Raw genomic sequence first — 24,098 nt, forward strand, 5'->3', positions numbered from 1 at the left:
GACCCCCATAGATTGGGTCACAATGCCGCGGACGGCGGCCGGGCGAAAGGGGCGCACGATGACGGAGAGCCTGGCGGCGACGCCCCGGCTGGACAAGGACGGCTCCGTCGCCGTCCTGTCGCTCGGCGCGGGGGAAAACCGCTTCAACCTCGACTCCGTCCGGGCACTCGACGCCCTGCTCACCGAGGTCGAGCAGGGCTCCTTCACCGCCCTGGTCACCACCGCCGAGGGCAAGATCTGGTCCAACGGTTTCGATACCCCCTGGATCGCGGCCAACCGCGATCTGGCTCCCGAGACCGTCCTCGCCGGTGAGCGGCTCCTCGCCCGCATGCTCTCGTTCCCGCTCCCGACCGTCGCCGCCATCGGCGGGCACTGCTTCGCGGCGGGGTTGCTCTACGCACTCGCGCACGACCTGCGCGTGATGCGTGCCGACCGCGGCTTCGTCTGCCTGCCGGAGGTCACCTTCGGCGCGGTCTTCACCCCGGGCATGAACGACCTGCTTACCGCGCGGTTGAACCCGTCGGTCGCGCACCGGGCGATCGTGCTCGGCCAGCGCTTCGGCGGCCCGGACGCCGTCGCGGTGGGCATCGTCGACGAGGCGGTGGCCGAGGACGAGGTGGTCGCCCGCGCGGTCGCGCTGGCCGGCGCCCACGCCGGGAACGGCCGGGAGGCCGTGGCCGCGCTGAAGCGTCAGCTGTACGCGAAGGCGCTCGGTTCGCTCGGGCAGCCGACGCCGCCGGACCTGTTGCGGGCCCTCATCGACCTCGAGTCCGGGCGGGCCTGACCGCGCGGATGTCGGAGATCTACCGCCCGCCGGTCGAGGTCCGGCGACGCAATCTGCTCATCGTGGGCGTGACCGCCGTCCTGGTCTACGCCGCCGACCTGCTCACGAAGATCTGGGCGGTCGAACGCCTCGGCGACCCCGACGAGTCCATCGAGATCGTCGGCGACCTGTTCCAGCTCGAGCTGACCCGCAACCCCGGTGCCGCCTTCGGTATCGGCGTCAGCATGACGATCGTCTTCACGCTGCTCTCGCTGGTCGTCGTCGGCGTCGTCCTGCGGACCGCGGGCCGGCTGGGCAGCACCGGGTGGGCGGTCGTGTTCGGGCTCGTACTCGGCGGTGCGCTCGGCAATCTGACGGACCGACTGTTCCGCTCGCCGGGCTTCATGCGCGGACACGTCGTCGACTTCCTGCACCTCAAGAACTGGCCGGTGTTCAACCTGGCCGACACGGCGTTCTGCATCGCCGGCGCCATCGTCTTCCTGCTGGTGTTACGGAACATCCCCCTCGAGGGCAGGAACCCCTCATGACGAAGATTCCGACCCGACCGCTCGGCTCCACCGGTCTCGAGGTCGGGGCCGTGGGCCTCGGCTGCATGAGCATGTCGTGGGCCTACGACCCGACCCAGAAGGACGACGACACCGCGATCGCGGCGATCGCCACCGCGCTGGATGCCGGCGTCACCCTCATCGACACCGCCCCGGCGTACGGGCCGTTCTCCAACGAGGAACTGGTCGGCCGCGCGATCGCCGGCCGGCGCGAGGAGACCGTCCTCGCCACCAAGGTCGGCCTGCTGGTCGACCCGCAGACCTACGAGTTCGTCAAGGACGGCCGGCCGGACTCGGTCCGCAGCTCCTGCGAGGACTCGCTCCGCCGGCTGGGAGTCGAGCACATCGACCTGTTCCAGCTGCATCGCGTCGACCCCGAGGTCCCGATCGAGGAGACCTGGGGAGCGATGGCCGAGCTCGTCCAGCGCGGGCTCGTGCGACACCTCGGACTGTCCGAGACGACCGTCGACGAGTGCGCTCGGGCGCACGCGATCCACCCCGTCGCGTCGGTCCAGTCGGAGTTCTCGCTCTGGACGCGGGACCGCCAGGCCGACGTCCTCCCCTGGTGCGAGGCGAACGGTGCGAGCTTCATCCCCTTCGCGCCGCTGGGACGCGGCTACCTGACCGGGGCCGTCGACGCGAACACGCAGTTCGAGGACAAGGACTTCCGCGCCCGGAACCCCCGATTCACCGCGGAGGCGCGGGCCGCGAACCAGACGATCGTCGACGGCATCCGCGAGGTCGCCGAGGGTCTCGGCGCGACGCCCGCTCAGGTGGCGATCGCGTGGACGCTGGCGGTGTCCCCGGCGATCGTGCCGATCCCGGGCACCCGGCGGCCCGCGCGGGTGCAGGAGAACGCAGCCGCCGCGACGCTGGTGCTCTCCGACGGCGACCGCAAGCGGCTGGACGACCTGCCGCCGCCCGTGGGGGAGCGCTACTGACCTGCGCGTGAGCGGGATCCGCGCGGGTAGGGGCGAGCCAAAGTCCCATTCACCGGAGGTGTCACGGTGGCCACGCTGACCCTGGTTCTGCTCATCCTGCTGGTGATCGCGGTCGGAGCCGCGGCCTACGGCATCCACCATCGGCGCTCACGCGCCGGTGGGGTCCTCGGGGTCGACCGCTCGGGCAGCAGTTCGCGCGGCCGGACGCCGGGCAGCCCCCGATGACGGCGTACCTCCACGCGGGAGACCTGTCCGGTCAGCCGCTGGTCTCGCTCGGGGGCGACCGCCTCGCCGAGATCAAGGACGTCGTCTTCGACCGCTCCTCCGGGGAGCTGTTGGGCTTCACGCTCAACAACCCCGGGTTCTTCGGCCGGACCCGCGACGACGCGCTGCCGATCGCCGCCGTCCACGGCATCGGCGACGCCGCCGTCGTCGTGGCCGGGGCGCACGTGCTCGTGCCCGTGGACGAGGTCGTCAACGCCGCCGAGCGCCGGGGCAACAACGTCCTCGCCGACCGCGTCCTCACCGAGGAGGGCGCGGATCTCGGCGAGGTCACCGACGTCCTGCTCGACCCCTCGCACCGGCCCCCGAAGGTCGTCGGTTACGAGATCAAGTCCGACGACGGGCACACCGTCACCGTCCCGCTCGACGACGCCGTCGCGGTGTCCGGCGAGCGCCTCGTCGTCCCCGGGAGGGGCAATGCGGATCACTGAGGCCCGGCGCCGGCCCGTCGTCGCGACGTCCAGCGCCACCACGCTCGGCCACGTCGCCGGATTCCTCATCGAGGCCGAGACGGCGCGCATCGTCGGCGTCCGCCTGGAGACCGACGGCGACGCCAACGTCCTGCCGTGGGACCGTCTCGAGGCCTTCGGCCCCGACGCCGTCACCGTCACCGACGCCGACGTCCTGCGCACCCCCGCCGACAGCACCGAGGAACGCCGGGCGGACCCCGACCTCGACCCGATCGGCAAGCCCGCCATCGAGGAGACCGGCAACGGCCTCGGCGTCGTCAGCGACGTCGATTTCGACCCCGAGACCGGCGCCCTCCGTGCTGTCCTCACCGAGGTCTACGAACTCCCCGCGGACAAGCTCCTCGGGCTCGGCGGCTACGCCCTCGTCTTCGGCGAGCTCCAGGGCATGACCCCGGCCTGACCGTCCCTCAGCATTGAAAAAAAAGGGTGACACCCCTTACTGCGTAGTAAGGGGTGTCACCCTTTCTTGTCCAAGCCCGTTAGGTGCGTACCGGGCGGCCGAGCGGGGACGGTCAGGCGGCGGCGGTCTCGAGGTCGTCCGCGGTCTTGCCGGGCCAGGTGCCGGTCACCTTCTCCATGCCCTGGGCGCCGCCGCGCTTCACCGCCGCCTTGACGACGGAGTAGACGACGCCCTGCAGGGCGGCGCCGGCGAGCACGAGGGCCCACGACGCCTCCTTCAGGTCCGGGTCCGGCGGGACGTCGTTGTCGTCCACCTTGGTCCAGACCTTCGTCACGATCTTGCCGGCGATCGAGCCGGCGGCGATGCCGAGGACGATCGCCAGGGGCTTGTAGAGCAGCTTCATGGACGGTCCCTCACTTCCGGCGGTGCGAGACGACGGCGGCGCCCACGCCGAGCAGCAGCGCGCCGGCCGCGGCGGCCTGCACCTCGCGGCGCTGGGCGAGGGGCTTGACCTTCTCGGTCACGTCCGTCGCGGTGTGCTTGACCTGCTCGCCGAGCACGGAGGTCTTCTCCGTGACGACGGTCTTGACGTCACCGGCCTTCTCGGAGGCGGCCACCTTGATGTCGGAGACCTTGTCCTGCGCGCGGCCCTTGACGTCGAGCCGGTGCGAGAGCTCGTCGACGGTCGCCCCGAGTTCTTCCCGAGTCGCCTCGATCTCAGCCTCGATCTCGTCGATGGTCTGCGGTTCCTCCGCCTGCTGGGCGGACTCCTGGGTGTTCTCTGAGGTCGTCATCGGCGGGCGTGCTCCTTCACGGTCTCGATGTCGGACTTCACGCCGGCCATGGCCTGCTCGGGCGCCGGCGGAACCGCCTGCTTGACCTGCTTCTTGCCCGTGAGGCCGAGAACGGCGGCCACGGCGAACAGGACGGCCGCGACGATCAGGGCTGCCGCCCACACGTCCATGGCCATCGCGAGGCCTCCGATGGCGGCGGTGACCAGAGCGCCGACGCCGTAGAGCGCCACCACCCCCGCGCCACCGAACATGCCGGCGCCGAGGCCGGCGTGCTTGCCCTTGGCCTGCAGCTCCTTGGTCGCCAGCTTGATTTCGTCCCGAACCAGGCGGGACGTCTGCTCGGACAGGGACGAGACCAGCTCGCCCATCGACATGTCCGCCGGGTCCGAACGGCGGTGGGTGCTCATCTGCGTCATGAGTTGCGCCTACCCCTCTCTCCCGGCAGCACGCCTAGAGTGATCACCAAGACACTCCCCGCGTGAAGGGCCCGCCTTGTCCGCCACCGCCGGTTCCACTGCCGACCACGCCACCGCCGCCTCGATCCCCGGGTTGCTCGTCGACCGCGTCGCCCGGACGCCGAACGCGAAGGCCTTCAGCTTCCGCAGCGGCAACGGCTGGGCCGACCTCACCTGGGCGCAGGCCCAGGACCGCGTCCGCGCGCTCGCCGCGGGCCTGATCGGTCTCGGCGTCGGGGCCGAGACCCGGGTCGCGATCCTCTCCAGCACGCGCGTCGAATGGGTGCTCGGCGACCTCGCGATCCTCGCCGCGGGCGGCGCGACGACGACGATCTACCCGTCGAACACCGCGGACGAGTGCGCCTTCGTTCTCACCGACTCCGACACTCAGGTCGTGATCGCCGAGAACGACGAGCAGGTGGCCAAGCTGCGGTCGGTGCGGGACCAGATCCCGTCGGTGCGCGCGGTCGTCGTGATGGACGGGGCCGGCGACGGCGACTGGGTCCACTCCTTCGCGGACCTCGAGGAGGGCGGGGCGAAGCGTCCCGAGGCGGAACCGGCGGCCTACACCGAGCGCGTCGCCGCCATCACCGGCGACCGCCTCGCGACGCTGATGTACACCTCCGGCACGACCGGCCGTCCCAAGGGCGTCGAACTCACCCACGACAACTGGGTCTACGTCGCCGAGGCGGTCATGGCCGTCGCGATCGTGCGGCCGGACGACCTGCACTTCCTCTGGCTGCCGATGTCGCACTCGTTCGGCAAGGCGCTCGTGGTCATGATGATCGCGGCCGGTGCGCCGACGGCCATCGACGGCAGCGTGGACCGGATTGCGGCCAACCTCGGTGAGCTCCGCCCGACGGTCGTCGCCGCGGCCCCGCGGGTGTTCGAGAAGATCCACAACACGATCGCCGCGACGGTTCGCGGTGAGGGCGGCGTCAAGGCGCAGCTGTTCGGGTGGGCCCGCGGGGTCGGCCTGGCGGCGACGAAGGCCCGGCAGGCCGGCAAATCCCCGTCACTTCTGACGCAGATTCAGCTGCAGGTCGCGGATCGCCTGGTCCTCTCGAAGATCCGGGGACGCTTCGGTGGCCGGATCCGCTACTTCATCTCCGGGTCCGCGCCCCTGTCGCCCGAGATCGCGGAGTTCTTCGACGCGGCCGGCATGACGATTCTCGAGGGCTACGGCCTCACCGAGTCCTCGGCCGCGAGCTTCGTGAACCGCCCCGGCGCCGCGAAGTTCGGCACGGTCGGCCCGCCGCTGCCCGGCACCGAGGTGAAGATCGCCGAGGACGGCGAGGTGCTCTTCCGCAGCCGCGGCATCATGCGCGGCTACCACGGCCTGCCCGAGGAGACCGCGGCCACGCTGCTCGACGGCGGCTGGCTCGCGACCGGCGACATCGGCGAGCTCGACGAGGTCGGACGACTGCGGATCACGGACCGCAAGAAGGAACTGATCAAGACCTCGGGGGGCAAGTACGTCGCCCCGGCGCCGATCGAGAGCTCGATCAAGGCCACGTGCCCGTACGTCGGCAACGTCGTCGTCCACGGCGACCGGCGCAACTTCTGCGTCGCGCTGGTGACGCTCGACCCCGACGTCACGAAGCCGTGGGCCGAGGCGAACGGGCTCGGTGCCGACGCGGCGGCGTGGGCGGCGAACGAGACCGTCCGGGCCGAGGTGCGCAGGGCGATCGACGAGGTGAACTCGTCGCTGCCGAGCTACTCGACGATCAAGGACTTCGCGATCCTCCCGAACGACTTCACCGTCGAGACCGGTGAGCTCACCGCGAGCATGAAGGTCCGGCGCAAGACCGTCGAGTCCAAGTACGCCGACGTCCTCGACACGTTCTACGCGGGGACGATCTCGTCGGTCTGAGGATCGAGGCGACTCACTTCGCCGCGGGGTCCGCGGTCGAGGTGGCCGGGGGCGGGGGCTCGTGGTCGCCGGTGGCGACGGGGACGGCCATGCCCACCGTCAGGCCGATCGCGGCGAGCCCGGTGATCCAGCCGAGGATCCGGACGCTGCGGCGACGGGGCCGGGGCGCGTAGAGGTCCTCCTCCGAGACGCGCGGCGCGGGGGCCGGGCGGCGCGGCGGGGCGTCGACCCGACGGAGGAAGCGGCGCTCGCCCGCGTTGCGGGTGATCGCCTGCACGGTCCAGATCGGACCGAGCGTGTTCCACCAGCCGTCGCGGCGGTTGGTGCGCTGGGCATCGGAGACGGCCTGCAGGCCGCAGTCGCGGCAGACCAGGCTCGAGGTGGTGGTGCGGCGGGCGCGGAAGCAACCGCTCTCCACCGTGTGCAGGGTGATGCGAACCGCCGGCGTGCGGCCGCACTCGCTGCAGCCCCGCGCGCGGCGGACGAACAGCGCGCCGTCGATGTGGGCCTGCTCGATCGCGTACCAGGCGAGGTCGAGCTCGTGGCGCGCGAACGTCGCCTGCACGTGGGCCTGCGCGTGGCTCTGCTCCGGGGACCGGGCGGCGCTCTCGGCCTCCGCCTCGCCGGAGCTGTCGCCGACGACGGCGAGATCGGAGAGCAGCATCGACCAGGTCGAGTAGGCCGCGCGGGCCTCCTCCAGCGTGGCGTTCTCGCTGATGCCGAGCGTGGCGTAGGCACGCCGCAGCTCAGTCGCCTGGTCCATCGCTCGCCCCCGAAAAGCCCCGAACTGTCCGTCCCCCGTCTGACGTTTGTACGTCCCGGTCGGATCCCTTGTCAGGGCGGAAGCGACATGCCGACCGAAAGGCTGATTTCCGCCTCGTCCGAGCGGCCATGGGATTTCGCTCCTTCCGCCTCACCGGAAGGACTACCCGAACGGACGCGGAACAGGCCCGGGCTCGGGCCACCGAGTCAGGCCGTGAGCGCGCGGATCTTGCCGCCGATCTCGGCAGCGAGGGGGTCGACGTCGGCCAGGCTGGAGCTGCCGGTGATCCCGAGGTTCGCGAGCAGGGCCGGGATCGAGGCCGGGTCGAAGCCGGTCTGGGCGGCGAGGCGCTCGAGGTCGCCGGTCAGGCGGATGCGGCCGGAGAGGAAGGCGCCGATCGCCGCGTTCGGCTTCTGCTCGACGAGCAGGTCGTAGGCGGTGTTGTAGTCGATGGTGACCGTGAGGTCCGGGTCGGCGAGCGAGCCGGTGTCCAGGGCCAGGGTCGGACCGCCGGTGTCGGCGTGGGCGTGGATCACCCCGTCCGGCGCAACGGCCTCGGGAGCCCCTGTGATCACCACATTAACTTTGAGCGCCGGCACTCCGACGTCCGGCAGTTGCGACGCATACTCGTCACGAACGGCCTTAACCTCGGTGATCCAGTCCTCGGAAAGGAACTCGTGGCCCATTTCTCCTCCGGGTCTACGGCGCGGGACGGCCGGCCCGGACGGGCCGTCCGCTACGGCGAGTCGGATTACGCGCTCAGCCGTCCAGAGCGGGACCATCACGAACAGGGCAGCTAACTGGCACTGTCCCCGCAAAATCTGGCCCGGCAGGGCTATAAACCTACTCAGCATCGGGTTATTGTGCAGCGACGGACGGCTTCGGGTCCAGCGAAGCCGCCGAAACAGCCGACACGAGTGCAGCGGAGGGAACGTGGCGACCGGGAACTCGACGCAGGCCCCGGACCCCGCCGCGCCCCCGCGTCGCCGCCCCGGCCGCCCGGTCGGCTCGACCGCCGGCCGCTCGGTCCGCCGCGAGGAGTACCTCGAGGGCATCATCGGCGCGATCCGCCGGATCGGGCCGGACGCGACGCTCGCGGAACTCGCCGCCGGCGCGGGGATGAGCAAGCCCGTCCTCTACGACCACTTCACCGACCGGCTCGGCCTGACCGCCGCCGTCGTCGGCAAGTTGACCGAGACCGTCGCGGCCGACGCGCTGCTCGCCGTGATGTCCGGCGGCGAGCCGGAGGAGCTGCTCGCGAAGGTCTTCGACGTCTTCGTCTCCTTCGTCGAGCGTGAGCCCCAGATCTACGGCTGGGTGATCCGCGTGGCGGGTGACCTGCCGGCGGGTGGGCTCTCCGAGCTGCCGATGGCCACCGAGGCCGGCGCGCACCTGTCGAAGCTGATCGGCTCCGTGCTGCGCGCCGCCGGCGTCGACTCGGGCGGCGCCGAGCCCTGGGCCTTCGGGACCGTCGGCTTCGCCCTCGCCGCGACCGACTGGTGGCTGAACCGCCGCTCGATGAGCCGGCAGGACTTCGTGAACTACCTGGCCAAATTCGTCTGGGGCGGGCTCTCCTCCTCGGGCGTCGAGAAGATCGACATGGTGACGCTCCTCGGGGCGATCCCCGCGATGGTCGACGCCGGCCGGGAGGTCATGGAGAGCATCGAACGGCCTGCGGGAGAACGACCGGCAGGTGGCGGAGAAGGGCGGGACGCATGAGCCGCGGAAACCCGGCGGCCGGTGGCCCGCCGCCCCTGCCGGACCTGGACGTCCTGGCCGCGGACTCCGCATGGATCCGCGGCCGGGACGGCCTGGTCGGGGAGCTGGCGCTGCTGCGTCGGCACGCGGACGTCGTCGCGCCGCGGGTCCGCGCGCAGGCTCGGTCACTGGCCGGCCCCCGCCTGACGCCGGCGACGCTGGTCGCGGTCGTCGTCACCTTCGTGCGGTTCTGCTGGTTCGCGCTCCTCGGGGCGCTCGGGGAGGCCGGCTCGGTGGTCCGCCGCCGGGTGCTGCGAACGTCGGCCGGGGCGCGGGGAGAGCAGCCGAGCCGGCGGCCGTCGGCCGGCGTCCGCCGGGCGCAGCAGCTCGTCCACGCCGGCGGGCCCGCGTACGTGAAGGTCGGACAGGGCATCGCGACCGCGCAGGGCCTGCTGCCCGACGAGTGGGTCGCCGCCTTCGCCTGGTGCCGCGACGAGGTCCCGCCGTTGCCGGCGGGCGAGGCCGAGAAGGCGGTCGAGGCCAGCCTGGGCCGTCCGCTGAGCGAGGTGTTCGCCTCGTTCAGCCCGCAGCCGCGCGCCGCCGCCTCGATCGCCCAGGTCCACGACGCCGTGCTCCTCGACGGCACCGAGGTCGTCGTCAAGGTGCAGCGGCCGGGCCTGCGCCGCCGCTTCGGCGCCGACTTCCGGGTGATGGCCGTCCTCGCCGCGGTGACGACGAAGGTCAGCAAGTCCGCGCGGATGAGCAACGCCAAGGAGATCCTGCCGCTGTCGGCGGAGCTGGTTCTCGGCGAGCTCGACTTCCGCCTCGAGGCGCTGAACATGATCCACGTGGCCGCCGCCGGGGAGGCTGCGGGCACGGGCTTCGTCCGCGTCCCGCGTCCGATCCCCGGCCTGATCACTTCCGACGTCCTGGTCATGGAGCGCGTCGACGGCGTGCCCTACACCGCGGCCCGCGAGCGCTACGGCGACGCGATCGACGGGGCGAAGCTGCTCCGCCTCGCCGCGGCCGGCGTGCTGGAGCACGCGCTGATCTACGGCGTCTTCCACGGCGACCTGCACTCCGGGAACGTCCTCATCACCGAGAACGGCACGATCTCGCTCGTCGACTACGGAGTGTGCGGCCGTATTGACTCTCGGGAACGCGCGCTGCTCGTGCGCATGCTCGTCGCCTCGATGCAGCAGGACTCGCGCGGTCAGGTGATGGCGGCGGTGGAGATGGGCGCGCTGCCCGAGGGTGCGGACATCGAGGCCGCGGTCGCCGAGGTCGAGAAGTACCAGTCGCTGATGACCGAGTTCACCGACGCGTCGTTCAGTCAGCTCGATCTGACGCTGATCACGCGTCAGATGAAGGCGATGATCGGGTCCCTGATGAAGATCGGGTTCCAGACGCCCAAGGAACTCGCCTTGTTCAGCCGCAACATGCTCTACCTGCAGGGATTCGCCGCAGCCCTGGCGCCCGAGGCCAACATGCTGGCCGAACTGGAAGCTTTGCTGGCCCATATGACCGGTAAATACCCAGTCGAGCTGACAACCATCATGATGGGTGCTCTGATCAGACCAGCCGCCCCGCCGGCGGCCGAGTCCAGAGAGGCGGCGGTGGAATCCTGATGCGTCGACAACCGCTTTCGGTGCCGGCCCTCGTTTCCGCAGTCGTGCTGTCGGGGGCAGCTGTGGTCCCGCTGTCCGCTGCCTTTGCCGCCCCCGTTGCGGCGAAGGAGACCTTCGTGCCCGGCACCGGCGCCGCATCCGCGAGCCTGGCCCGGGTGACGATCCGATCGTCCGGTCTCGGGGTCGGCGTCGGCTTCGGTCAGACCCGTACTCGGTTCGCCGGGCCGCAGGGCAACGCCTCGGCCGAGAGTGTCGACACCGGCATGCTCGGGACGCTGTCCAAGGCGCCCGTGGCCTGCGGCGTCGCGCCGGGGACGCTGTTCCCCGAGGGCTCGATGCCCGAGGGCGTCGCGGTCTCCTCCGGCGGTGGTCCGGCGGAGTTGCGCACGGCCTCCGTGGGCGCCGGCACCCCGATCGAGCTCGGCAGCCAGTACGGCGCCGCGAAACCGAACGCCAGGGCCGACGCCACCGTCGAGGGCACCCGGATCGACCTGACCGGCATCCTCAGCGCCGCCGGCGGTATCTCCACGGCCACGTCGGAGCTTCGGCCGAACGTCCAGCGCGCGGCCACCGCCAGCAGCGGGATGAGCCGGCTCAGCCTCGCCGACGGCGCCGTCGTCCTGCAGGGCCTGGAGTGGACGGCCTCGCACCTCACCGGCGCGAAGAACGACAACTCGGCCGCGTTCCGGGTCGGCTCGATCCGCGTCGCCGGGCAGTACTACCCGACCGAGGGCGCGAACGAGCTGAAGACGGCGCTCGACGCCGCGAACCAGGTCCTTCAGCCGCTCGGCCTCTCGCTGAACGCACCGGCGGTCTCGAAGACCGACACCCTCGTCTCCGTCAGCCCGCTGCGGCTGACGATCTCGACGACGCCGGAGATGCGCGCGGTCCTCGGCCCGGCCCTGGAGGCCGTGCAGCCGCTGCGCACCCAGCTGCTCGACCTGGTCAAGCCGCTGCAGGCCTCGCCGGACTGCGGCTTCGCCAAGGCGATCGGCTTCGGCTACCTCGTCGCCGACCTCGCCCTGATCGCCATGGGCGACAACGGCGGCATCGACATCGACCTCGGTGGTGCCCGCGCCGGCACCGACGCGACGGTCTACGACAACCCCTTCGGCACCGGCGACGGCCTCGGTGGCCTGCTCGACCCGACCGGTGTCGCGCCCGGGGTCGTCCCGCCGGACCTCGGCGCCGCGCCCGGCACGGGCCCGCTCGCGCCGGGCGCGGTGCCGACGGTCGCGGGCGGCGCCAACCTCGTCCCCACCGTCGGTGAGGCGAGCCCGCTCTCGATCGCGTGCCGCTCCACCCACGCCGACGGTGGCAGCTGCGTCTCCGAACGCGGGGGACTCGCCGCCGGGCTGATCCTCGCGCTGGTGGTGCTGCTCGCCGCCGCCGACCGACTGCGAGCCAGATTGAGCTGACGGCTCGTCGTCTGACGGGTCGTCAGTCCAGTCGTTCGCCCGCCCGTCCCGGTCACCGCCGGCCAGGAGGAACGTTCTCGATGAAGCTCTCCCGCCCCGCTCGCACGCTGGGGGCAGCGCCGCGCCGCATCCTCGGCGGCTACGGCCCCCTGCTGGCGCTGGCGATCGCCTTCGTGCTCGTCGTGACGCTGGTGCCGACGATCGCGCGCGAGGAGACCGTGGTCTCCGGCGGCGACACCGGGCTTGCGCCGGGCCAGTCCTCCGACCTCGGTGGCCAGGCGGTTGGCACCCCCGGCGAGCCGGTCGTGCCCGGCGTCACGACGCCCGGCACGCCGCAGCAGCCCGGCAAGGCGACGACCCAGAGCGCGGGCACCGGCAAGCCCGCCTCCGGTGCCGCGGACGCGTGTGCGGACCGCAAGCAGCAGGTCTCCGGTGATCCGTACTCCCCGCCGTGCATGACCTGGCCGGCCGGCAAGGACAACGGCGGCGCGACCTACCGCGGCGTCACCAAGGACAAGATCCGCATCGGGTTCCGCATCCCGGTCGAGGACATCAAGGACTTCCAGTCCACGATCGGCGACCTCGCCGGCGAGAAGGCGAACCAGATCCCGCAGGCGACGGAGGAGGACTTCCGTCGCACGATGGAGAACCTGGTCAAGTACTTCGAGAAGAACTTCCAGTTCTACGGGCGCAAGATCGAACTCGTGGAGTGGCAGGGGAAGGGCTCGGTCTTCAACGAGATCGTCGGTGCCGGGCAGGAGGCCGCGAACGCGGACGCGATCCGCGCGGCCAAGGAGCTCAACATCTTCGCCGACATCAGCGCCTTCACCCAGCCCTACGCCGACGCGCTGTCGCGGCAGAAGGTCCTCTCGATCGGCGCCCTCTACATGTCGCGCGAGTGGTTCGCCCAGCGCGCGCCGTACGCGTGGAGCCCGTTCCCGGACTGCACCTCGCTCTCGGAGACCATCGCCGAGTACATGAACAAGCGCGTCTTCGGCTACCCCGCGGACCACGCCGGTGAGGGCATCAAGGGCAAGGAGCGCAAGGTCGGCCTGATCACCCCGGACAACCCCGAGTATCAGCAGTGCGCGAACACCGGGCAGAAGCAGATCGAGGCCAACGGCCACAAGGTCACCCGGTACAACTACACGCTCGACCTCGCGACGCTCTCGGACCAGGCCAACAACATCGCGGCCAAGATGAAGGCCGACGGCATCACGACGATCGTGCTCGCCTCCGACCCGCTGCTCCCGCTGCTGCTGATCTCGCGCTTCAGTCAGCAGAACTACTACCCGGAGTACGTGGTCACCGGTGTCGGGCTGATGGACTCCTCGGTCCTCGGCCAGCTCTACGACTCGAGTCAGTGGAAGCACGCGTTCGGGCTCTCGATGATCGGCGAGGAGCAGCCGCAGCAGGCGAGCTACGCCTACGCCGCCGCGAAGTCCGTGGACCCGAACCACGAGCCGATCTTCGGCGTCGACATCTTCTACTACTTCCTGTACCAGCTGGCGACGGGCCTGCAGATGGCCGGGCCGAACCTGACGCCGCAGACGTTCTCCGACGGTCTGCGCGCGTACCCGGGCGGCACCGGGCCGGCGGGCACCTGGTCGTACCCGAAGAACACCTGGGCCCCGTACCGGGACGCCCGTGAGATCTGGTGGGACCCGGAGGCGGTCTCGGTGTACAACGGCGCGAAGGGCGCCTACCGCTCGGACAACAAGCGCTACAAGCCGGGCAAGTGGCCGAAGGGCCCCGCCGCTCCGGCGCAGCTGCAGGCGTTCGCGCGTGAGCCCGCCGCGATCCGTGAGAACGCGTGAGCACCCACAAGTCTGACGCCCCGTCGGGCGTCTGGGCGCGGCTCCCGCAGGGGCCGACGACGGTCGGTGTCGGCGCGGTGCTGGCGCTGCTCGTGGCGACGCAGGTCGCGCCGGACACCGTCCCGCTCGGCGTCGTCTTCCTCGGCGCGCTGATCGGCACCGGCACCGGCCTGCTCGCGGTCGGCCTCGTCCTGACCTACCGCAGCCATCGGGTCGTGAACTTCGCGCTCGCCGGGATCGGTGGGTTCGGGGCCTCGGTCGCGATCGGGCTGCACCTCGGCAAGGGCGTGCCCTGGCCGATCGCGATCATCCCGGGCATCGCCGTCGGTCTGCTCTGCGGTGCCCTGGTCGAGCGCGTCGTGATGCGGAGCCTCGACAAGTCACCGCGCCTCGTCGTCACCGTCGCCACGATCGGTCTCGCGCAGCTGTTCGCAGCCGGTCAGGCGGCGACCCCGGCGCTGATGGACGGCCCCGTGCTCGTCGGGTCGTTCAAGACCCCGCTGTCGGAGTACACCTGGGACGTCGACCCGCTGCTGATCTCCGGCAACGACTTCGCGCTGGTCTTCGTCGTCCCGTTCGTGCTCGCGGCGCTCACCTGGTTCCTGCTGCGCACCGACGCCGGCATCGCGATCCGCGGCATCGCGGAGAACGGTGACCGCGCCCGGCTGCTCGGCATCCCGGCCAACCGGCTCTCCCTGTTGGTGTGGACGATCGCCGGCGGTCTCGCCGCGCTGACCGTCACCCTGCGCTCGCCGTCGGAGGGCCTGAACCTCTCGATCGCCTCGTCGGGTCCGCAGGTCATGCTCCCCGCGCTCGCTGCCGCCGTCGTGGCCGGTCTGTCGTCGCTGCCGCGGGCGTTCGTCGCCGGCGTCGCGCTCGGCATCCTGGACCAGCTCGTCCGGTGGAACTCCGACAAGCAGTCGGTCACCTCGGTCGTGCTGCTGATCGTGCTGTGTGCGGCGCTGCTGCTGAGGCGCGGCGACAAGGGCCGCGCCGAGGCTGCTGCGGCCGAGGGCACCTGGCTCACCACCGGCTCCGTCCGCGGGCTGCCGCACCGTGTCAAGGTGCTGCCCGAGATCCGGATCGCGCAGCTCGTCCTCGGGATCGCCTGCATCGCGGCGCTGGTCGGGCTCGCGTGGGTCGGTTCGCCGAGCCAGCTGAACATCGCGACCGTCGCGTCCTGCTACGCCGTCGTCGCGGTCTCGCTCGTGGTCCTCACCGGCTGGGCCGGGACCGTGAGTCTGGGTCAGATCGCCATCCTCGGTACCGGTGGCGTCGTTGCCGGTGACCTGATGGCCAAGTGGAACGTCGACTTCTTCGTCGCGATGATCGCCGGTGGTGCCGCGGGTGCAGCGGTGGCGCTGCTGGTCGCGATCCCCGCGTTGCGGGTCAGCGGCCAGCTGCTCGCCGTCACGACGCTGACCTTCGCCGTCGCCGTCGACCAGTTCTTCTTCAACCCGACGAACTTCCCGTGGCTGGTGCCGGGCGCGTTCGACCGGCCCGTGCTGTTCCAGCGGTGGGACATGCGCGAGGACCGCACGCTCTACCTGGTCGGCCTGGCGCTCGTGCTGTTCTCCGTCGTCGTCGCCCGCAACCTCGCCCGCGCGCGGACGCGGCGCACGATGGTCGCCACCCGCGACAACCCACGCTCGGCCGCGGCCGCGGGGGTCGACGGAGTGCGCTCGAAGCTCACCGCGTTCGTCATCTGCGGTGTGCTCGCCGGCATGGCGGGCGCCGTGCACGCCACCGCCCTCGGCGCGGTCGGCCTCCGCACGTACAACACGTCGCTGTCGCTGCTGGCGTTCACGACGGTGGTCATCGGCGGCGTCGCCTCGATCGGCGGTGCGCTCGCCGCCACGGTGGCGCTGCACCTGCTCATCTACTGGGTCCCGCAGCTGCAACTGGTCGCGACCGGTGTCGGTGTCCTCGTCGTCCTGCTCCTCCTGCCGGGTGGTCTGGCGCAGGCCGGGACGACGATCCGCGACCGGTACGCGATGTGGGCCGCGAAGCGGCACGGCGTCGAGTGGGACCACGACGACGCGTTCAGTCAGGCGGCCGCGGCGCCCGAGGTGGACGTCGAGACCGACCCGGCCGCGGCCGCCGCGCTCGCGGTCGCCGAGGCCGAGGCGGCCGCCGAGCAGGAGGCGGCCGAACGTGCGCACGCCCGCTCCGGGGCGGACGCCACCCTCGCCGGCGCGGACGTCGCGCTGGGGTGCCGCGGGATCGAGGCCTCCTACGGCCCGAACCAGGTGCTGTTCGGCGTCGACCTCGACGTCAGCCGGGGCGAGGTCGTCGCGCTGCTCGGCACCAACGGCGCCGGCAAGTCGACCGTCCTGCGCGCCCTGTGCGGCCTGCTGCCGCCGACGCACGGCACCGCTGCGCTCGAGGGCTCCTCGATCGACAAGCTCGCGCCGGAGAAGATCGCGGCCCGCGGCCTCGCGATGATGCCCGGTGGCCGCGGCATCTTCCCGACGCTGACGGTCGCCGAGAACCTGCGCCTCGCGACCTGGATGGTCCGCCGTGACGCCGAGGCCGTCGCCGACGCCCGCCGCCGCGCGCTGGCGCTGTTCCCGCCCCTGGCCCGGCGCATCGACACCCGCGCCGGCGACCTCTCCGGCGGTGAGCAGCAGATGCTCTCGATGGCCATGGCGATGGCCGTCCGCCCGAAGGTGCTCTGCATCGACGAGCTCTCGCTCGGTCTCTCGCCGGTCGTCGTCGGCGAGCTCGTCGACGTCGTCCGGGAGATCAACGCGAGCGGCGTCACCGTCCTCGTCGTCGAGCAGTCGGTCAACGTCGCGCTGCTGCTCGCCGAGCGCGCGGTGTTCCTCGAGAAGGGCCGGGTCCGCTTCGCCGGCCCCACCGCCGAGCTCCTCGACCGCCCGGACATCCTCCGCGCGGTGTTTCTCGGTGCCGCTGCTGAGGGTGCCGCTGCCCCCCCACCCCCCGCAACGTCAGCGAAAGCGCGCGCTACAGCGACCGATCCCGCTGACGTTACGGAGGAATCGGTGCCGGCCCTGGAGGCGAAGGGGCTCTACAAGAGCTTCGGCGGTGTCCGGGTCATCAACGGCGTCGACCTGGTCGTGCCGAAGGGGAGGATCGTCGGGCTCATCGGCCACAACGGTGCCGGCAAGACGACGATCTTCGACCTGCTCTCCGGCTTCCTCGTCCCCGATGCGGGCGCGGTGTACCTGTCCGGCCACGACGTGACCGAGTTACCGCCGTACCAGCGGGCGCTCGGCGGGCTCGGCCGGTCGTTCCAGGACGCGCGGCTGTACCCGGGGCTCACGGTCTCGGAGACGATCGCGGTGGCGCTGGACCGGCACCTCGCGAGTCGTGACCCGCTCGCGGTCGCGCTGTGGCTGCCCGCAGCCTTCGACGTCCACGACGCCGTGCAGGTGCGCGTCGAGGAGCTGCTCGAGACGCTCGGCCTGACGCGGTACCGGGATCACCTGACCGGTGAGCTCTCGACCGGTACGCGCCGCATCGTGGAGCTCGCGTGCGTGCTGGCGCAGCGGCCCGACGTAGTTCTGCTCGACGAGCCGTCGGCCGGTGTCGCCCAGCGCGAGGCGGAGGCGCTGGTCCCGGTGCTCAAGCGGGTCCAGGCCGATCTCGACTGCGCGATGGTTGTCGTCGAGCACGACATGGCGCTGATGTCGAACCTGTGCGACGAGCTCGTCGCGCTCGAGACCGGCGCCGTGATCGCGACGGGCACCCCCGCCGAGGTCCTCGCCCACCCGGACGTCATCAGCTCCTACCTCGGTACCGACGAGGCCTTCCTGGCTCGGTCCGGCTCGCGCTGATGGCGAAGGAGTTTCGCTCGATCACCTACGGGACGCGGGACCGCGTCGCGTACCTGACGCTGAACCGGCCGGAGCGGCTGAACGCGATCGACGACGTCATGCCGGGCGAGATCGCGGCCGCGGTGGAGCGGGCGAACGACGACCCGGGCGTGCACGTTCTCGTCGTCGCCGGGGCGGGTCGGGCCTTCTGCGCGGGCTACGACCTCAAGGACTACGCCGAGGCGGGGCACCAGACGCAGGACGTCGTCTGGGACCCGATCGCGGACTTCCGGATGATGAAGCGCAACACCGACCAGTTCTTCACGCTGTTCCGCTCGCTCAAGCCGACGATCGCCAAGGTCCACGGCTACGCCGTCGCCGGCGGCAGCGACATCGCGCTCTCGTGCGATCTGGTCGTCATGGCCTCCGACGCGCGTATCGGGTACATGCCCTCACGGGTGTGGGGTTGCCCCACGACGGCGATGTGGGTCTACCGGCTCGGGGTCGAGCGGGCGAAGCGGATGCTGTTCACCGGCGACACCATCGACGGGCGCCAGGCCGCGGAGTGGGGCCTGGTCGTGGAGGCGGTCCCGGCCGACGAGCTCGACGCCGCCGTCGACGCGCTGGCCGAGCGGATCGCGGGCGTCCCGACCAACCAGCTCGCGATGCAGAAACTGATGATCAATCAGGCCTACGACAACATGGGCCTGGCCGGTACACAGTTGTTGGCCACGCTCTTCGACGGCATCACCCGCCATTCCCCGGAAGGCCGGTGGTTCCAGGCGTTCGCGGCCGAGCACGGTTTCGGGGAGGCCGTGAAGTGGCGCGACTCGGGCCGCCCGATCCCGGAGGGTGGCGGCCCGGTCCCGCGGGCCGAGGATCTCTGATCCAGGACCTCTTGACGGTCAGTGCCGGTGGCCGGAGAACGACATCCGGTCGACCCAGGCGAGCAGCAGCGCGGACGCGACGAACGCGAGGTGGACGCCGGCGAGGGTCAGCAGCCGCTCGTTGGGGAGTGGTTCGGTCGTCATGTACTGCTTGAGCAGGTGGATGCCGGAGATGGCGACGATGGACGCGGCGAGCTTGAGCTTGACCGTGCCGAGGTCGAGCTTGCCGAGCCACTGGGGCTGCTCCATCTCGCCGGTGGTGTCGAAACGGGACACGAAGGTCTCGTAGCCGGACAGGGCCACCATCACGATCAGGCTCGCCACCAGGGCGAGGTCGATCAGCGAGAGCGCCGAGAGGATCAGCTCGGCCTCGGAGATGTGCCCGATGTCCTCGGCGAGGTGCCAGAGCTCCTCGGCGGCGTTGATGCCGAAGATCGCCAGGACGGCCATGAGGATCACGTACAGCGGCAGCAGCAGCCATCGGCTGGCGAGCAGGCTGAACTCGATGACCCGCTCGGCCTGGTCCAGGGTCCGCGGCCGCACGGGGCGGGCCGGGGGAGCCGGCGGGGGCGGCGGCGGGATCTGCGGCGGGGTCGGGGGAGGAACGTCGGCATCCACGGGCGACAAAACTAGTGACCGGGCGGCCGAGTTCCGCGCGGGAGGGGACATTCCGGACCCGGGGACGTGACTTCGGCGATACCGATTGACTTTCGATAGATACCGAGCGATTCTCAATGCATGTTGCTTGAGCGTCGCGCGGTCACGGGCCTGCGCGTCTTCCTCCTGGTGATGTTCGCGCTCCTGGTGATGCTCCAGACCCTGTCGTTCCCCGGCCAGTTCCGGCACATGGCGTCCGAGCACCCGGAGCACGCGGACTGGCGGTGGCCGGCGACGGCCGCGGTGTTCGTGCTGATCGCGTGCGTCCAGGTGGTGATCGTCGCGATCTGGAAGTTGCTCACGCGCGTCGTGCACGACCGGATCTTCAGCCCCGAGTCCTTCGCGTGGGTCGACGCGATCATCTACGCGATCGCGGCGGGCTGGGTGGTGCTGGTCGGCATCGACGTCACCGTCGCCTTCCACGCCGACGACCCCGGGGCGCCGGTCGTGCTGTTCCTGCTGACTGTCGGCGTCACGGTCGTCGGCCTGCTGATGATCGTGATGCGGGCGCTGCTGCGCCAGGCCACCGCACTGCGGACCGATCTCGAGGCGGTGATCTGAGTGGCGATCGTCGTCCGCATCGACGTCGAGCTCGCCAAGCGCAAGATGAGCGTCGGGGAGTTCGCCGAGGCCGTCGGGCTGACGCCGGCGAACGTCGCGGTCCTGAAGAACGGCCGGGCCAAGGCGGTCCGCTTCTCCACCCTCGAGGCGATGTGCCGGGTGCTGGAGTGCCAGCCCGGCGACCTGCTCGAGTACGTCCCCGACAACGAGCTCGAACGGGTCTGACGGGACGTCAGCTCACGCGGGCCTCGTTCAGAAGTCCGCGTTCCGCGGGGTGCGGGGGAACGGGATGACGTCGCGGATGTTCGCCATCCCGGTGGCGTAGACGATGGTCCGCTCGAAGCCCAGGCCGAACCCGGCGTGCGGGACCGTGCCGTAGCGGCGCAGGTCGCGGTACCACCAGTAGTCGTCCTTGTTCAGCCCCATCTCGTCGAGGCGCGCGTCGAGGACGTCGAGCCGCTCCTCGCGCTGCGAACCGCCGATGATCTCGCCGATGCCGGGGGCGAGGACGTCCATCGCGGCGACGGTGCGCCCGTCGTCGTTGGCCCGCATGTAGAACGCCTTGATCTCGCGCGGGTAGTTCAGGACGACCACGGGACGGCCGACGAGTTCCTCGGTCAGGTAGCGCTCGTGCTCGGACTGCAGGTCCGCGCCCCAGCTGACCGGGAACTCGAACGCCTTGCCCGAGCGCTGCAGCGCGTCGATCGCGTCGGTGTAGTCCATCCGCTCGAAGCTGGACTCGACGAAGGTCTCCAGCCGCTCGATGCAGCCGGGGTCGATGCGCTCGGCGAAGAACGCGAGGTCGTCCGCGCGCTCGTCGAGCACGGCGCGGAACAGGTACTTGAGGAAGTCCTCGGCGAGGTCGGCGTCGGCGGCCAGGTCCGCGAAGGCGATCTCGGGCTCGACCATCCAGAACTCGGCGAGGTGCCGCGCGGTGTTGGAGTTCTCGGCGCGGAACGTGGGGCCGAACGTGTAGACCTTCGACATCGCCATGCAGTAGGTCTCGACGTTCAGCTGGCCCGAGACCGTCAGGTGCGCCTCACGGCCGAAGAAGTCCTGGCTGTGGTCGACGGCACCGTCCGGGGTGCGGGGCAGGTTCGCCAGGTCGAGGGTCGAGACGCGGAACATCGCGCCGGCGCCCTCGGCGTCGTTGGCGGTGATGATCGGTGTGTGGATCCAGGAGAACCCGCGTGAGTCGAAGAAGCGGTGCACCGCCATCGCCAGACAATGCCGCACGCGCGTGACGGCGCCGAACGTGTTCGTGCGCGGCCGCAGGTGCGCGATCTCGCGCAGGTACTCGAACGTGTGCTGCTTCGCGGCGGCCGGGTAGTTCTCCGGGTCCTCGACCCAACCGAGCACCTCGAACTCGGTGGCCTGCAGCTCGACCGCCTGCCCCTTGCCCTTGGACTCGACCACGGTGCCCGTCACCGACACCGAGCAGCCGGTGGTCAGGTGGGCCACCTCGTCGGCGTAGTTCGGCAGATCCGGCTTGGCGACGACCTGCAGCGTCGCGAAGCACGACCCGTCGTGGACCGCGACGAAGGACAACCCCGCCTTCGAGTCCCGGCGGGTGCGCACCCAGCCCTGGACGGTCACGGTCGAACCGAGCGCGGCATCCCCGCGCAGCACCTCGGAGATTCGCAGAATCCGCACGGCCCGACCTTAGGCGGTGTCGCCGCGCCACACCCGAATCGCCGCGTCCGAGCAGGCCGCGACCACCACCGCTCCGGCCGGACCCACCGTCAGCGACTGGACCTCGCCGCGGATCCCGGTCAGACGGGCCGTCACGCGGCCGGTGGCGGGCTCGGCGAGCAGGAGTTCGGTGTCGGTCGCCACGACCGCGACCGCGGAACCGTCCGGGCTCAACCGCGGGTGCCGGCCGCGGAGGTGGGTGGCCGGCTGCGGCGGGTCGGTCCGCCAGATCTCGGTGCTGCCGTCGGGGGTGACCGCGACCATCAGCGTCCCGTCGGGAGTGAACGCCAGCGGCCCGCGGCCGAGCAGGGCCTCCGGCTCGAGGAGGCCGTGGAGGTCGTAGAGCCGGATCGCGGCGCCGGCGGCGGCCACCCAACGGCCGTCGGGGCTGAAGACGGGGAGCCCGGTCTCGCGCAGGGTCTCGAGGAACCGTCGTGGCGCGGTGGTCCAGAGCTCCAGGCTGTCCGGGCCGGTCCGGATCGCCAGCACGCGCCCGTTGGGCGAGAACGTCAACGCGGCGCACTCCAGGTCCACCTCGGCGGTGGGGCGCAGCGTCGCGAACACGGCGCCGTTGGCCGGCTGCCAGAGCGCGACCTCGCCGTCCTCGCCGATGCTGGCGCCGAGGTCGCCCCGGTCCGCGATCGCGAGGGCGTGCACCCCGCCGGGGCCGTGCGGGTTCAGCTGCGCGACGAACTCGCCGGTGATCGTCCGCCGCACCACGATCTCGCCCGCGGAATCCTCCTGCCCGGCCACCGCGGTCCACTCCGTGGTCACGACTGCCACCTCACCCGGACCGACGGGGATCGCTCCGCGCTCGGCGCCGGTGGCGGTGTCGAGGAACAGCACCGACCCCGTGCCGGTCGAGTCCGCCCCGGTGAGCACCGCGACCACCGCACCGTCCGGGGCGAGCCACAGGTCGTCCACCGCGAGCCCCGGCAGGACGAGGCTGGGCGCCCGCACCGCGGCGGCGCGGGTCGCGGGGAGGTCCGGATTGGGCGTCATCCGCGGCTCCTGTTCGGTCGACCGCGAGGGCCGCCGCGACGTTGATCTTGTCGCGATGATCTTGACCCGCCGTCCGACCGCAGTTCACCCGCTTAACGCACAACGTCCGACCAAACGTGGCCCATGAGCCACGGTGGTCGGACGTTGATCGGCCGGGGCGGCGAGCCGCCCGAGCGGTTAGCGCGAGTAGTACTCGACGACGAGCTGCTCGTCGCAGATGACCGGGATCTCGCTGCGGACCGGGGGCCGCTCGAGGCGGAACTTCAGGTCGCCGTGGTTGACCTGCAGGTACGGCGGGATCATCTCCGGCGCGTTGGCGCCGGCGGCCGCGACCTGGAAGTTCTTCTTGTTGCGGCTGCGGTCGGACACCGCGACGACGTCGCCCGGCTGCACGCGGTAGGACGGCCGGTCCACGCGGGCGCCGTTCACGGTCATGTGCTGGTGGGTGACCATCTGGCGCGCCTGGTAGATCGTGCGGGCCAGGCCGGAGCGCAGGACGAGGGCGTCCAGGCGGGTCTCCAGGTCGGCCAGCAGGACCTCACCGGTCTTGCCGGGGTGCGCGTTCGCCTGCTCGTAGGCGCGACGCAGCTGGGTCTCGGAGATGTCGTACTGCGCGCGCAGGCGCTGCTTCTCCAGCAGACGGACCTTGTAGTCCGAGTTCTGCTTGCGGCCGCGGCCGTGGACGCCCGGCGGGTAGGGGCGCGCCTCGAAGTACTTGACGCACTTCGGCGTCAGCGGGATGCCCAGCGCCCGCGAACGCTTGGCCTTCGGTCGAGATGAGTTCACAGAACCACTCCGTGCGTAGTAACTTAGGTGAGCCTAACCTAATGGAGCCTGTCGTGACGCAGACGAACAAGTGCAGCGGCGGCCCGCCGGGGCCCACCAGCGCCGAGCGGGTTGTGACCCTACTCGCCGCCGCCCATTCCCTGACGGTGGCCACCGGCGAAGCTCGCGAAGAGTTCGCCGGGCTGCACTCCCTCGACGCCGTCGGACGACTTCTCCTCTGGGCGCCTGCGCATTCCTGCGTGACACAGGTTCTCGAAGTCACCGGAGGCGACGTCGAGGCCTGCATCGAGATCACGGACGTTGCCGCAGTGGCTGTCCGAGACCGGGTCCGTGCGCGTTTGACGGCACACGGCTGGCTAAGCCTAATGCACCGCGACGAGTGCTACGGCACCCCCGAGCTGGTCCTGGAGCTGGACAGCGTCCACCTGACCGAGCGGGGCCGGGTGAGTGTGCTCACTCCGGACGAACTCGTGCGCGCCGACGTCGACCCGCTGGCGGTCCAGGAGGCGGACGTCCTGATGCACCTGGCCGACGCCCATCCCGAGGCCGTCGACCAGCTCACCCGACTCGTCCACCCCGACGTCCTGCAGTCCGCGACGCGGGTCCTCCCGCTCGCCCTCGACCGCTACGGGATCGTCCTGCGCATCGAGCGCCTCTCCGGCCACCGCGACGTCCGGCTCCCGTTCCCCCACCGCGCGGTCGACACCGTCTCCGCCCAGCGCGGTCTCGGCGCCCTCCTCGCCGAGGCGGGCCGCCGCGCCCGCCGCTGTCGCGCCCAGCACTGACTCCGGACGCGACCAGGTTCGGGCGCAACGACGGAGCGCCGTCACCCGCGGGGGGTGGCGGCGCTCGTCGCGCGGCACAGT

25 protein-coding genes are annotated in these 24,098 nt (G+C 71.3%); 16 read left to right on the top strand and 9 right to left on the bottom strand.

Annotated elements, in window-relative coordinates:
• Positions 1 to 58: 58 nt before the first annotated feature.
• The 6 genes from SPOPO_RS28870 to SPOPO_RS0110360 all read left to right on the top strand — a co-directional run bounded on the left by SPOPO_RS28870 (position 59) and on the right by SPOPO_RS0110360 (position 3,422).
• The gene (locus tag SPOPO_RS28870; RefSeq protein WP_019874697.1) at positions 59 to 784 is read left to right on the top strand and encodes an enoyl-CoA hydratase-related protein; all 726 of its coding nucleotides are present in this window, start codon (positions 59 to 61) and stop codon (positions 782 to 784) included.
• Between the two features lie 8 nt (positions 785 to 792).
• Positions 793 to 1,311, top strand: coding sequence for a signal peptidase II (gene lspA / locus SPOPO_RS0110340; RefSeq protein ID WP_019874698.1), 519 nt, complete (start codon positions 793 to 795; stop codon positions 1,309 to 1,311).
• Positions 1,308 to 2,270 carry an aldo/keto reductase gene (locus SPOPO_RS0110345; protein WP_019874699.1) on the top strand — a complete coding sequence of 321 codons (963 nt, stop codon included), beginning with the start codon at positions 1,308 to 1,310 and terminating at the stop codon, positions 2,268 to 2,270. The genes lspA and SPOPO_RS0110345 overlap by 4 nt, the downstream gene beginning before the upstream one ends.
• A 66-nt stretch (positions 2,271 to 2,336) precedes the next feature.
• On the top strand, positions 2,337 to 2,495 hold the full coding sequence (locus tag SPOPO_RS34335) for a hypothetical protein (RefSeq protein ID WP_019874700.1): 159 nt from the start codon (positions 2,337 to 2,339) through the stop codon (positions 2,493 to 2,495).
• The gene (locus SPOPO_RS0110355; RefSeq protein ID WP_019874701.1) at positions 2,492 to 2,983 is read left to right on the top strand and encodes a PRC-barrel domain-containing protein; all 492 of its coding nucleotides are present in this window, start codon (positions 2,492 to 2,494) and stop codon (positions 2,981 to 2,983) included. Before SPOPO_RS34335 ends, SPOPO_RS0110355 begins: the two co-directional genes overlap by 4 nt.
• Positions 2,970 to 3,422: a PRC-barrel domain-containing protein gene (locus SPOPO_RS0110360; protein WP_019874702.1), complete on the top strand. Its 453-nt coding sequence runs from the start codon at positions 2,970 to 2,972 to the stop codon at positions 3,420 to 3,422. Before SPOPO_RS0110355 ends, SPOPO_RS0110360 begins: the two co-directional genes overlap by 14 nt.
• A gap of 112 nt (positions 3,423 to 3,534) precedes the next feature.
• Here SPOPO_RS0110360 and SPOPO_RS0110365 read toward each other — a convergent pair whose 3' ends face one another.
• The 3 genes from SPOPO_RS0110365 to SPOPO_RS0110375 are packed head-to-tail and all read right to left on the bottom strand — an operon-like array spanning position 3,535 to position 4,632.
• Entirely contained in the window at positions 3,535 to 3,825 is a 291-nt protein-coding gene (locus tag SPOPO_RS0110365; RefSeq protein ID WP_019874703.1) for a DUF4235 domain-containing protein, read from the bottom strand.
• A gap of 10 nt (positions 3,826 to 3,835) precedes the next feature.
• Positions 3,836 to 4,216, bottom strand: a complete 381-nt coding sequence (locus SPOPO_RS28875) for a DUF3618 domain-containing protein (RefSeq protein WP_019874704.1) — start codon at positions 4,214 to 4,216, stop codon at positions 3,836 to 3,838.
• The gene (locus SPOPO_RS0110375; RefSeq protein ID WP_019874705.1) at positions 4,213 to 4,632 is read right to left on the bottom strand and encodes a phage holin family protein; all 420 of its coding nucleotides are present in this window, start codon (positions 4,630 to 4,632) and stop codon (positions 4,213 to 4,215) included. The genes SPOPO_RS28875 and SPOPO_RS0110375 overlap by 4 nt, the downstream gene beginning before the upstream one ends.
• Before the next feature lie 76 nt (positions 4,633 to 4,708).
• Between SPOPO_RS0110375 and SPOPO_RS0110380 the strand changes: the two genes are divergently transcribed.
• The gene (locus SPOPO_RS0110380; protein WP_019874706.1) at positions 4,709 to 6,544 is read left to right on the top strand and encodes an AMP-dependent synthetase/ligase; all 1,836 of its coding nucleotides are present in this window, start codon (positions 4,709 to 4,711) and stop codon (positions 6,542 to 6,544) included.
• A gap of 13 nt (positions 6,545 to 6,557) precedes the next feature.
• Here SPOPO_RS0110380 and SPOPO_RS0110385 read toward each other — a convergent pair whose 3' ends face one another.
• A complete protein-coding gene (locus tag SPOPO_RS0110385) occupies positions 6,558 to 7,307 on the bottom strand; it encodes a hypothetical protein (protein ID WP_019874707.1) in 750 nt (249 codons plus the stop codon).
• 206 nt (positions 7,308 to 7,513) lie between these two features.
• Positions 7,514 to 7,882: a hypothetical protein gene (locus tag SPOPO_RS0110390; RefSeq protein WP_169577187.1), complete on the bottom strand. Its 369-nt coding sequence runs from the start codon at positions 7,880 to 7,882 to the stop codon at positions 7,514 to 7,516.
• 358 nt (positions 7,883 to 8,240) lie between these two features.
• Between SPOPO_RS0110390 and SPOPO_RS34805 the strand changes: the two genes are divergently transcribed.
• The 6 genes from SPOPO_RS34805 to SPOPO_RS0110420 all read left to right on the top strand — a co-directional run bounded on the left by SPOPO_RS34805 (position 8,241) and on the right by SPOPO_RS0110420 (position 18,534).
• Positions 8,241 to 9,026 (top strand): TetR family transcriptional regulator, encoded by a 786-nt coding sequence (locus SPOPO_RS34805; RefSeq protein ID WP_019874709.1) that lies wholly within the window; start codon positions 8,241 to 8,243, stop codon positions 9,024 to 9,026.
• Positions 9,023 to 10,633, top strand: coding sequence for an ABC1 kinase family protein (locus SPOPO_RS28885; protein WP_019874710.1), 1,611 nt, complete (start codon positions 9,023 to 9,025; stop codon positions 10,631 to 10,633). The genes SPOPO_RS34805 and SPOPO_RS28885 overlap by 4 nt, the downstream gene beginning before the upstream one ends.
• 116 nt (positions 10,634 to 10,749) lie before the next feature.
• The gene (locus SPOPO_RS0110405; protein WP_019874711.1) at positions 10,750 to 12,051 is read left to right on the top strand and encodes a hypothetical protein; all 1,302 of its coding nucleotides are present in this window, start codon (positions 10,750 to 10,752) and stop codon (positions 12,049 to 12,051) included.
• An 80-nt stretch (positions 12,052 to 12,131) separates the two neighbouring features.
• On the top strand, positions 12,132 to 13,868 hold the full coding sequence (locus SPOPO_RS0110410; protein ID WP_019874712.1) for a type 1 periplasmic-binding domain-containing protein: 1,737 nt from the start codon (positions 12,132 to 12,134) through the stop codon (positions 13,866 to 13,868).
• Positions 13,865 to 17,668 carry an ATP-binding cassette domain-containing protein gene (locus tag SPOPO_RS0110415; RefSeq protein ID WP_019874713.1) on the top strand — a complete coding sequence of 1,268 codons (3,804 nt, stop codon included), beginning with the start codon at positions 13,865 to 13,867 and terminating at the stop codon, positions 17,666 to 17,668. Before SPOPO_RS0110410 ends, SPOPO_RS0110415 begins: the two co-directional genes overlap by 4 nt.
• Entirely contained in the window at positions 17,668 to 18,534 is an 867-nt protein-coding gene (locus tag SPOPO_RS0110420; RefSeq protein ID WP_019874714.1) for a crotonase/enoyl-CoA hydratase family protein, read from the top strand. The genes SPOPO_RS0110415 and SPOPO_RS0110420 overlap by 1 nt, the downstream gene beginning before the upstream one ends.
• Before the next feature lie 18 nt (positions 18,535 to 18,552).
• Here SPOPO_RS0110420 and SPOPO_RS0110425 read toward each other — a convergent pair whose 3' ends face one another.
• Entirely contained in the window at positions 18,553 to 19,152 is a 600-nt protein-coding gene (locus SPOPO_RS0110425; protein WP_019874715.1) for a TIGR00645 family protein, read from the bottom strand.
• A gap of 120 nt (positions 19,153 to 19,272) precedes the next feature.
• Here SPOPO_RS0110425 and SPOPO_RS0110430 point away from each other — a divergent pair, with 120 nt between their 5' ends.
• Together SPOPO_RS0110430 and SPOPO_RS0110435 are read left to right on the top strand one after the other, a co-directional pair.
• Complete coding sequence (locus SPOPO_RS0110430; protein WP_019874716.1) at positions 19,273 to 19,752, top strand: DUF2975 domain-containing protein; 480 nt, start codon at positions 19,273 to 19,275, stop codon at positions 19,750 to 19,752.
• Entirely contained in the window at positions 19,753 to 19,977 is a 225-nt protein-coding gene (locus tag SPOPO_RS0110435; RefSeq protein ID WP_019874717.1) for a helix-turn-helix domain-containing protein, read from the top strand. It begins immediately after the preceding gene.
• Positions 19,978 to 20,004: 27 nt separating this feature from the next.
• On the opposite strand, the gene asnS is transcribed toward SPOPO_RS0110435, so the two are convergent.
• The 3 genes from asnS to rpsD form a co-directional block, all read right to left on the bottom strand.
• Positions 20,005 to 21,405 carry an asparagine--tRNA ligase gene (asnS, locus tag SPOPO_RS0110440; RefSeq protein WP_019874718.1) on the bottom strand — a complete coding sequence of 467 codons (1,401 nt, stop codon included), beginning with the start codon at positions 21,403 to 21,405 and terminating at the stop codon, positions 20,005 to 20,007.
• Between the two features lie 9 nt (positions 21,406 to 21,414).
• Positions 21,415 to 22,446, bottom strand: a complete 1,032-nt coding sequence (locus SPOPO_RS0110445) for a WD40 repeat domain-containing protein (protein WP_019874719.1) — start codon at positions 22,444 to 22,446, stop codon at positions 21,415 to 21,417.
• A 177-nt stretch (positions 22,447 to 22,623) separates the two neighbouring features.
• Positions 22,624 to 23,232 carry a 30S ribosomal protein S4 gene (rpsD, locus tag SPOPO_RS0110450; RefSeq protein ID WP_019874720.1) on the bottom strand — a complete coding sequence of 203 codons (609 nt, stop codon included), beginning with the start codon at positions 23,230 to 23,232 and terminating at the stop codon, positions 22,624 to 22,626.
• Positions 23,233 to 23,597: 365 nt separating this feature from the next.
• On the opposite strand from rpsD, the gene SPOPO_RS32665 reads away from it, so the two are divergent.
• Complete coding sequence (locus SPOPO_RS32665) at positions 23,598 to 24,017, top strand: DUF2470 domain-containing protein (protein WP_019874721.1); 420 nt, start codon at positions 23,598 to 23,600, stop codon at positions 24,015 to 24,017.
• Positions 24,018 to 24,098: the final 81 nt, after the last annotated feature.

The organism is Sporichthya polymorpha DSM 43042, from assembly GCF_000384115.1.
GTDB lineage: Bacteria > Actinomycetota > Actinomycetes > Sporichthyales > Sporichthyaceae > Sporichthya > Sporichthya polymorpha.

Coding starts and splice junctions, on each gene's coding strand:
- SPOPO_RS0110445 (WP_019874719.1), bottom strand. CDS start 22,446: ATGACGCCCAATCCGGACCTCCCCGCGACCCGCGCCGCCGCGGTGCGG.
- SPOPO_RS0110345 (WP_019874699.1), top strand. CDS start 1,308: ATGACGAAGATTCCGACCCGACCGCTCGGCTCCACCGGTCTCGAGGTC.
- SPOPO_RS0110375 (WP_019874705.1), bottom strand. CDS start 4,632: ATGACGCAGATGAGCACCCACCGCCGTTCGGACCCGGCGGACATGTCG.
- SPOPO_RS0110360 (WP_019874702.1), top strand. CDS start 2,970: ATGCGGATCACTGAGGCCCGGCGCCGGCCCGTCGTCGCGACGTCCAGC.
- SPOPO_RS28870 (WP_019874697.1), top strand. CDS start 59: ATGACGGAGAGCCTGGCGGCGACGCCCCGGCTGGACAAGGACGGCTCC.
- SPOPO_RS0110365 (WP_019874703.1), bottom strand. CDS start 3,825: ATGAAGCTGCTCTACAAGCCCCTGGCGATCGTCCTCGGCATCGCCGCC.
- SPOPO_RS0110420 (WP_019874714.1), top strand. CDS start 17,668: ATGGCGAAGGAGTTTCGCTCGATCACCTACGGGACGCGGGACCGCGTC.
- SPOPO_RS0110355 (WP_019874701.1), top strand. CDS start 2,492: ATGACGGCGTACCTCCACGCGGGAGACCTGTCCGGTCAGCCGCTGGTC.
- SPOPO_RS28875 (WP_019874704.1), bottom strand. CDS start 4,216: ATGACGACCTCAGAGAACACCCAGGAGTCCGCCCAGCAGGCGGAGGAA.
- lspA (WP_019874698.1), top strand. CDS start 793: ATGTCGGAGATCTACCGCCCGCCGGTCGAGGTCCGGCGACGCAATCTG.
- SPOPO_RS28885 (WP_019874710.1), top strand. CDS start 9,023: ATGAGCCGCGGAAACCCGGCGGCCGGTGGCCCGCCGCCCCTGCCGGAC.
- SPOPO_RS0110385 (WP_019874707.1), bottom strand. CDS start 7,307: ATGGACCAGGCGACTGAGCTGCGGCGTGCCTACGCCACGCTCGGCATC.
- SPOPO_RS0110430 (WP_019874716.1), top strand. CDS start 19,273: ATGTTGCTTGAGCGTCGCGCGGTCACGGGCCTGCGCGTCTTCCTCCTG.
- SPOPO_RS0110410 (WP_019874712.1), top strand. CDS start 12,132: ATGAAGCTCTCCCGCCCCGCTCGCACGCTGGGGGCAGCGCCGCGCCGC.
- SPOPO_RS32665 (WP_019874721.1), top strand. CDS start 23,598: ATGCACCGCGACGAGTGCTACGGCACCCCCGAGCTGGTCCTGGAGCTG.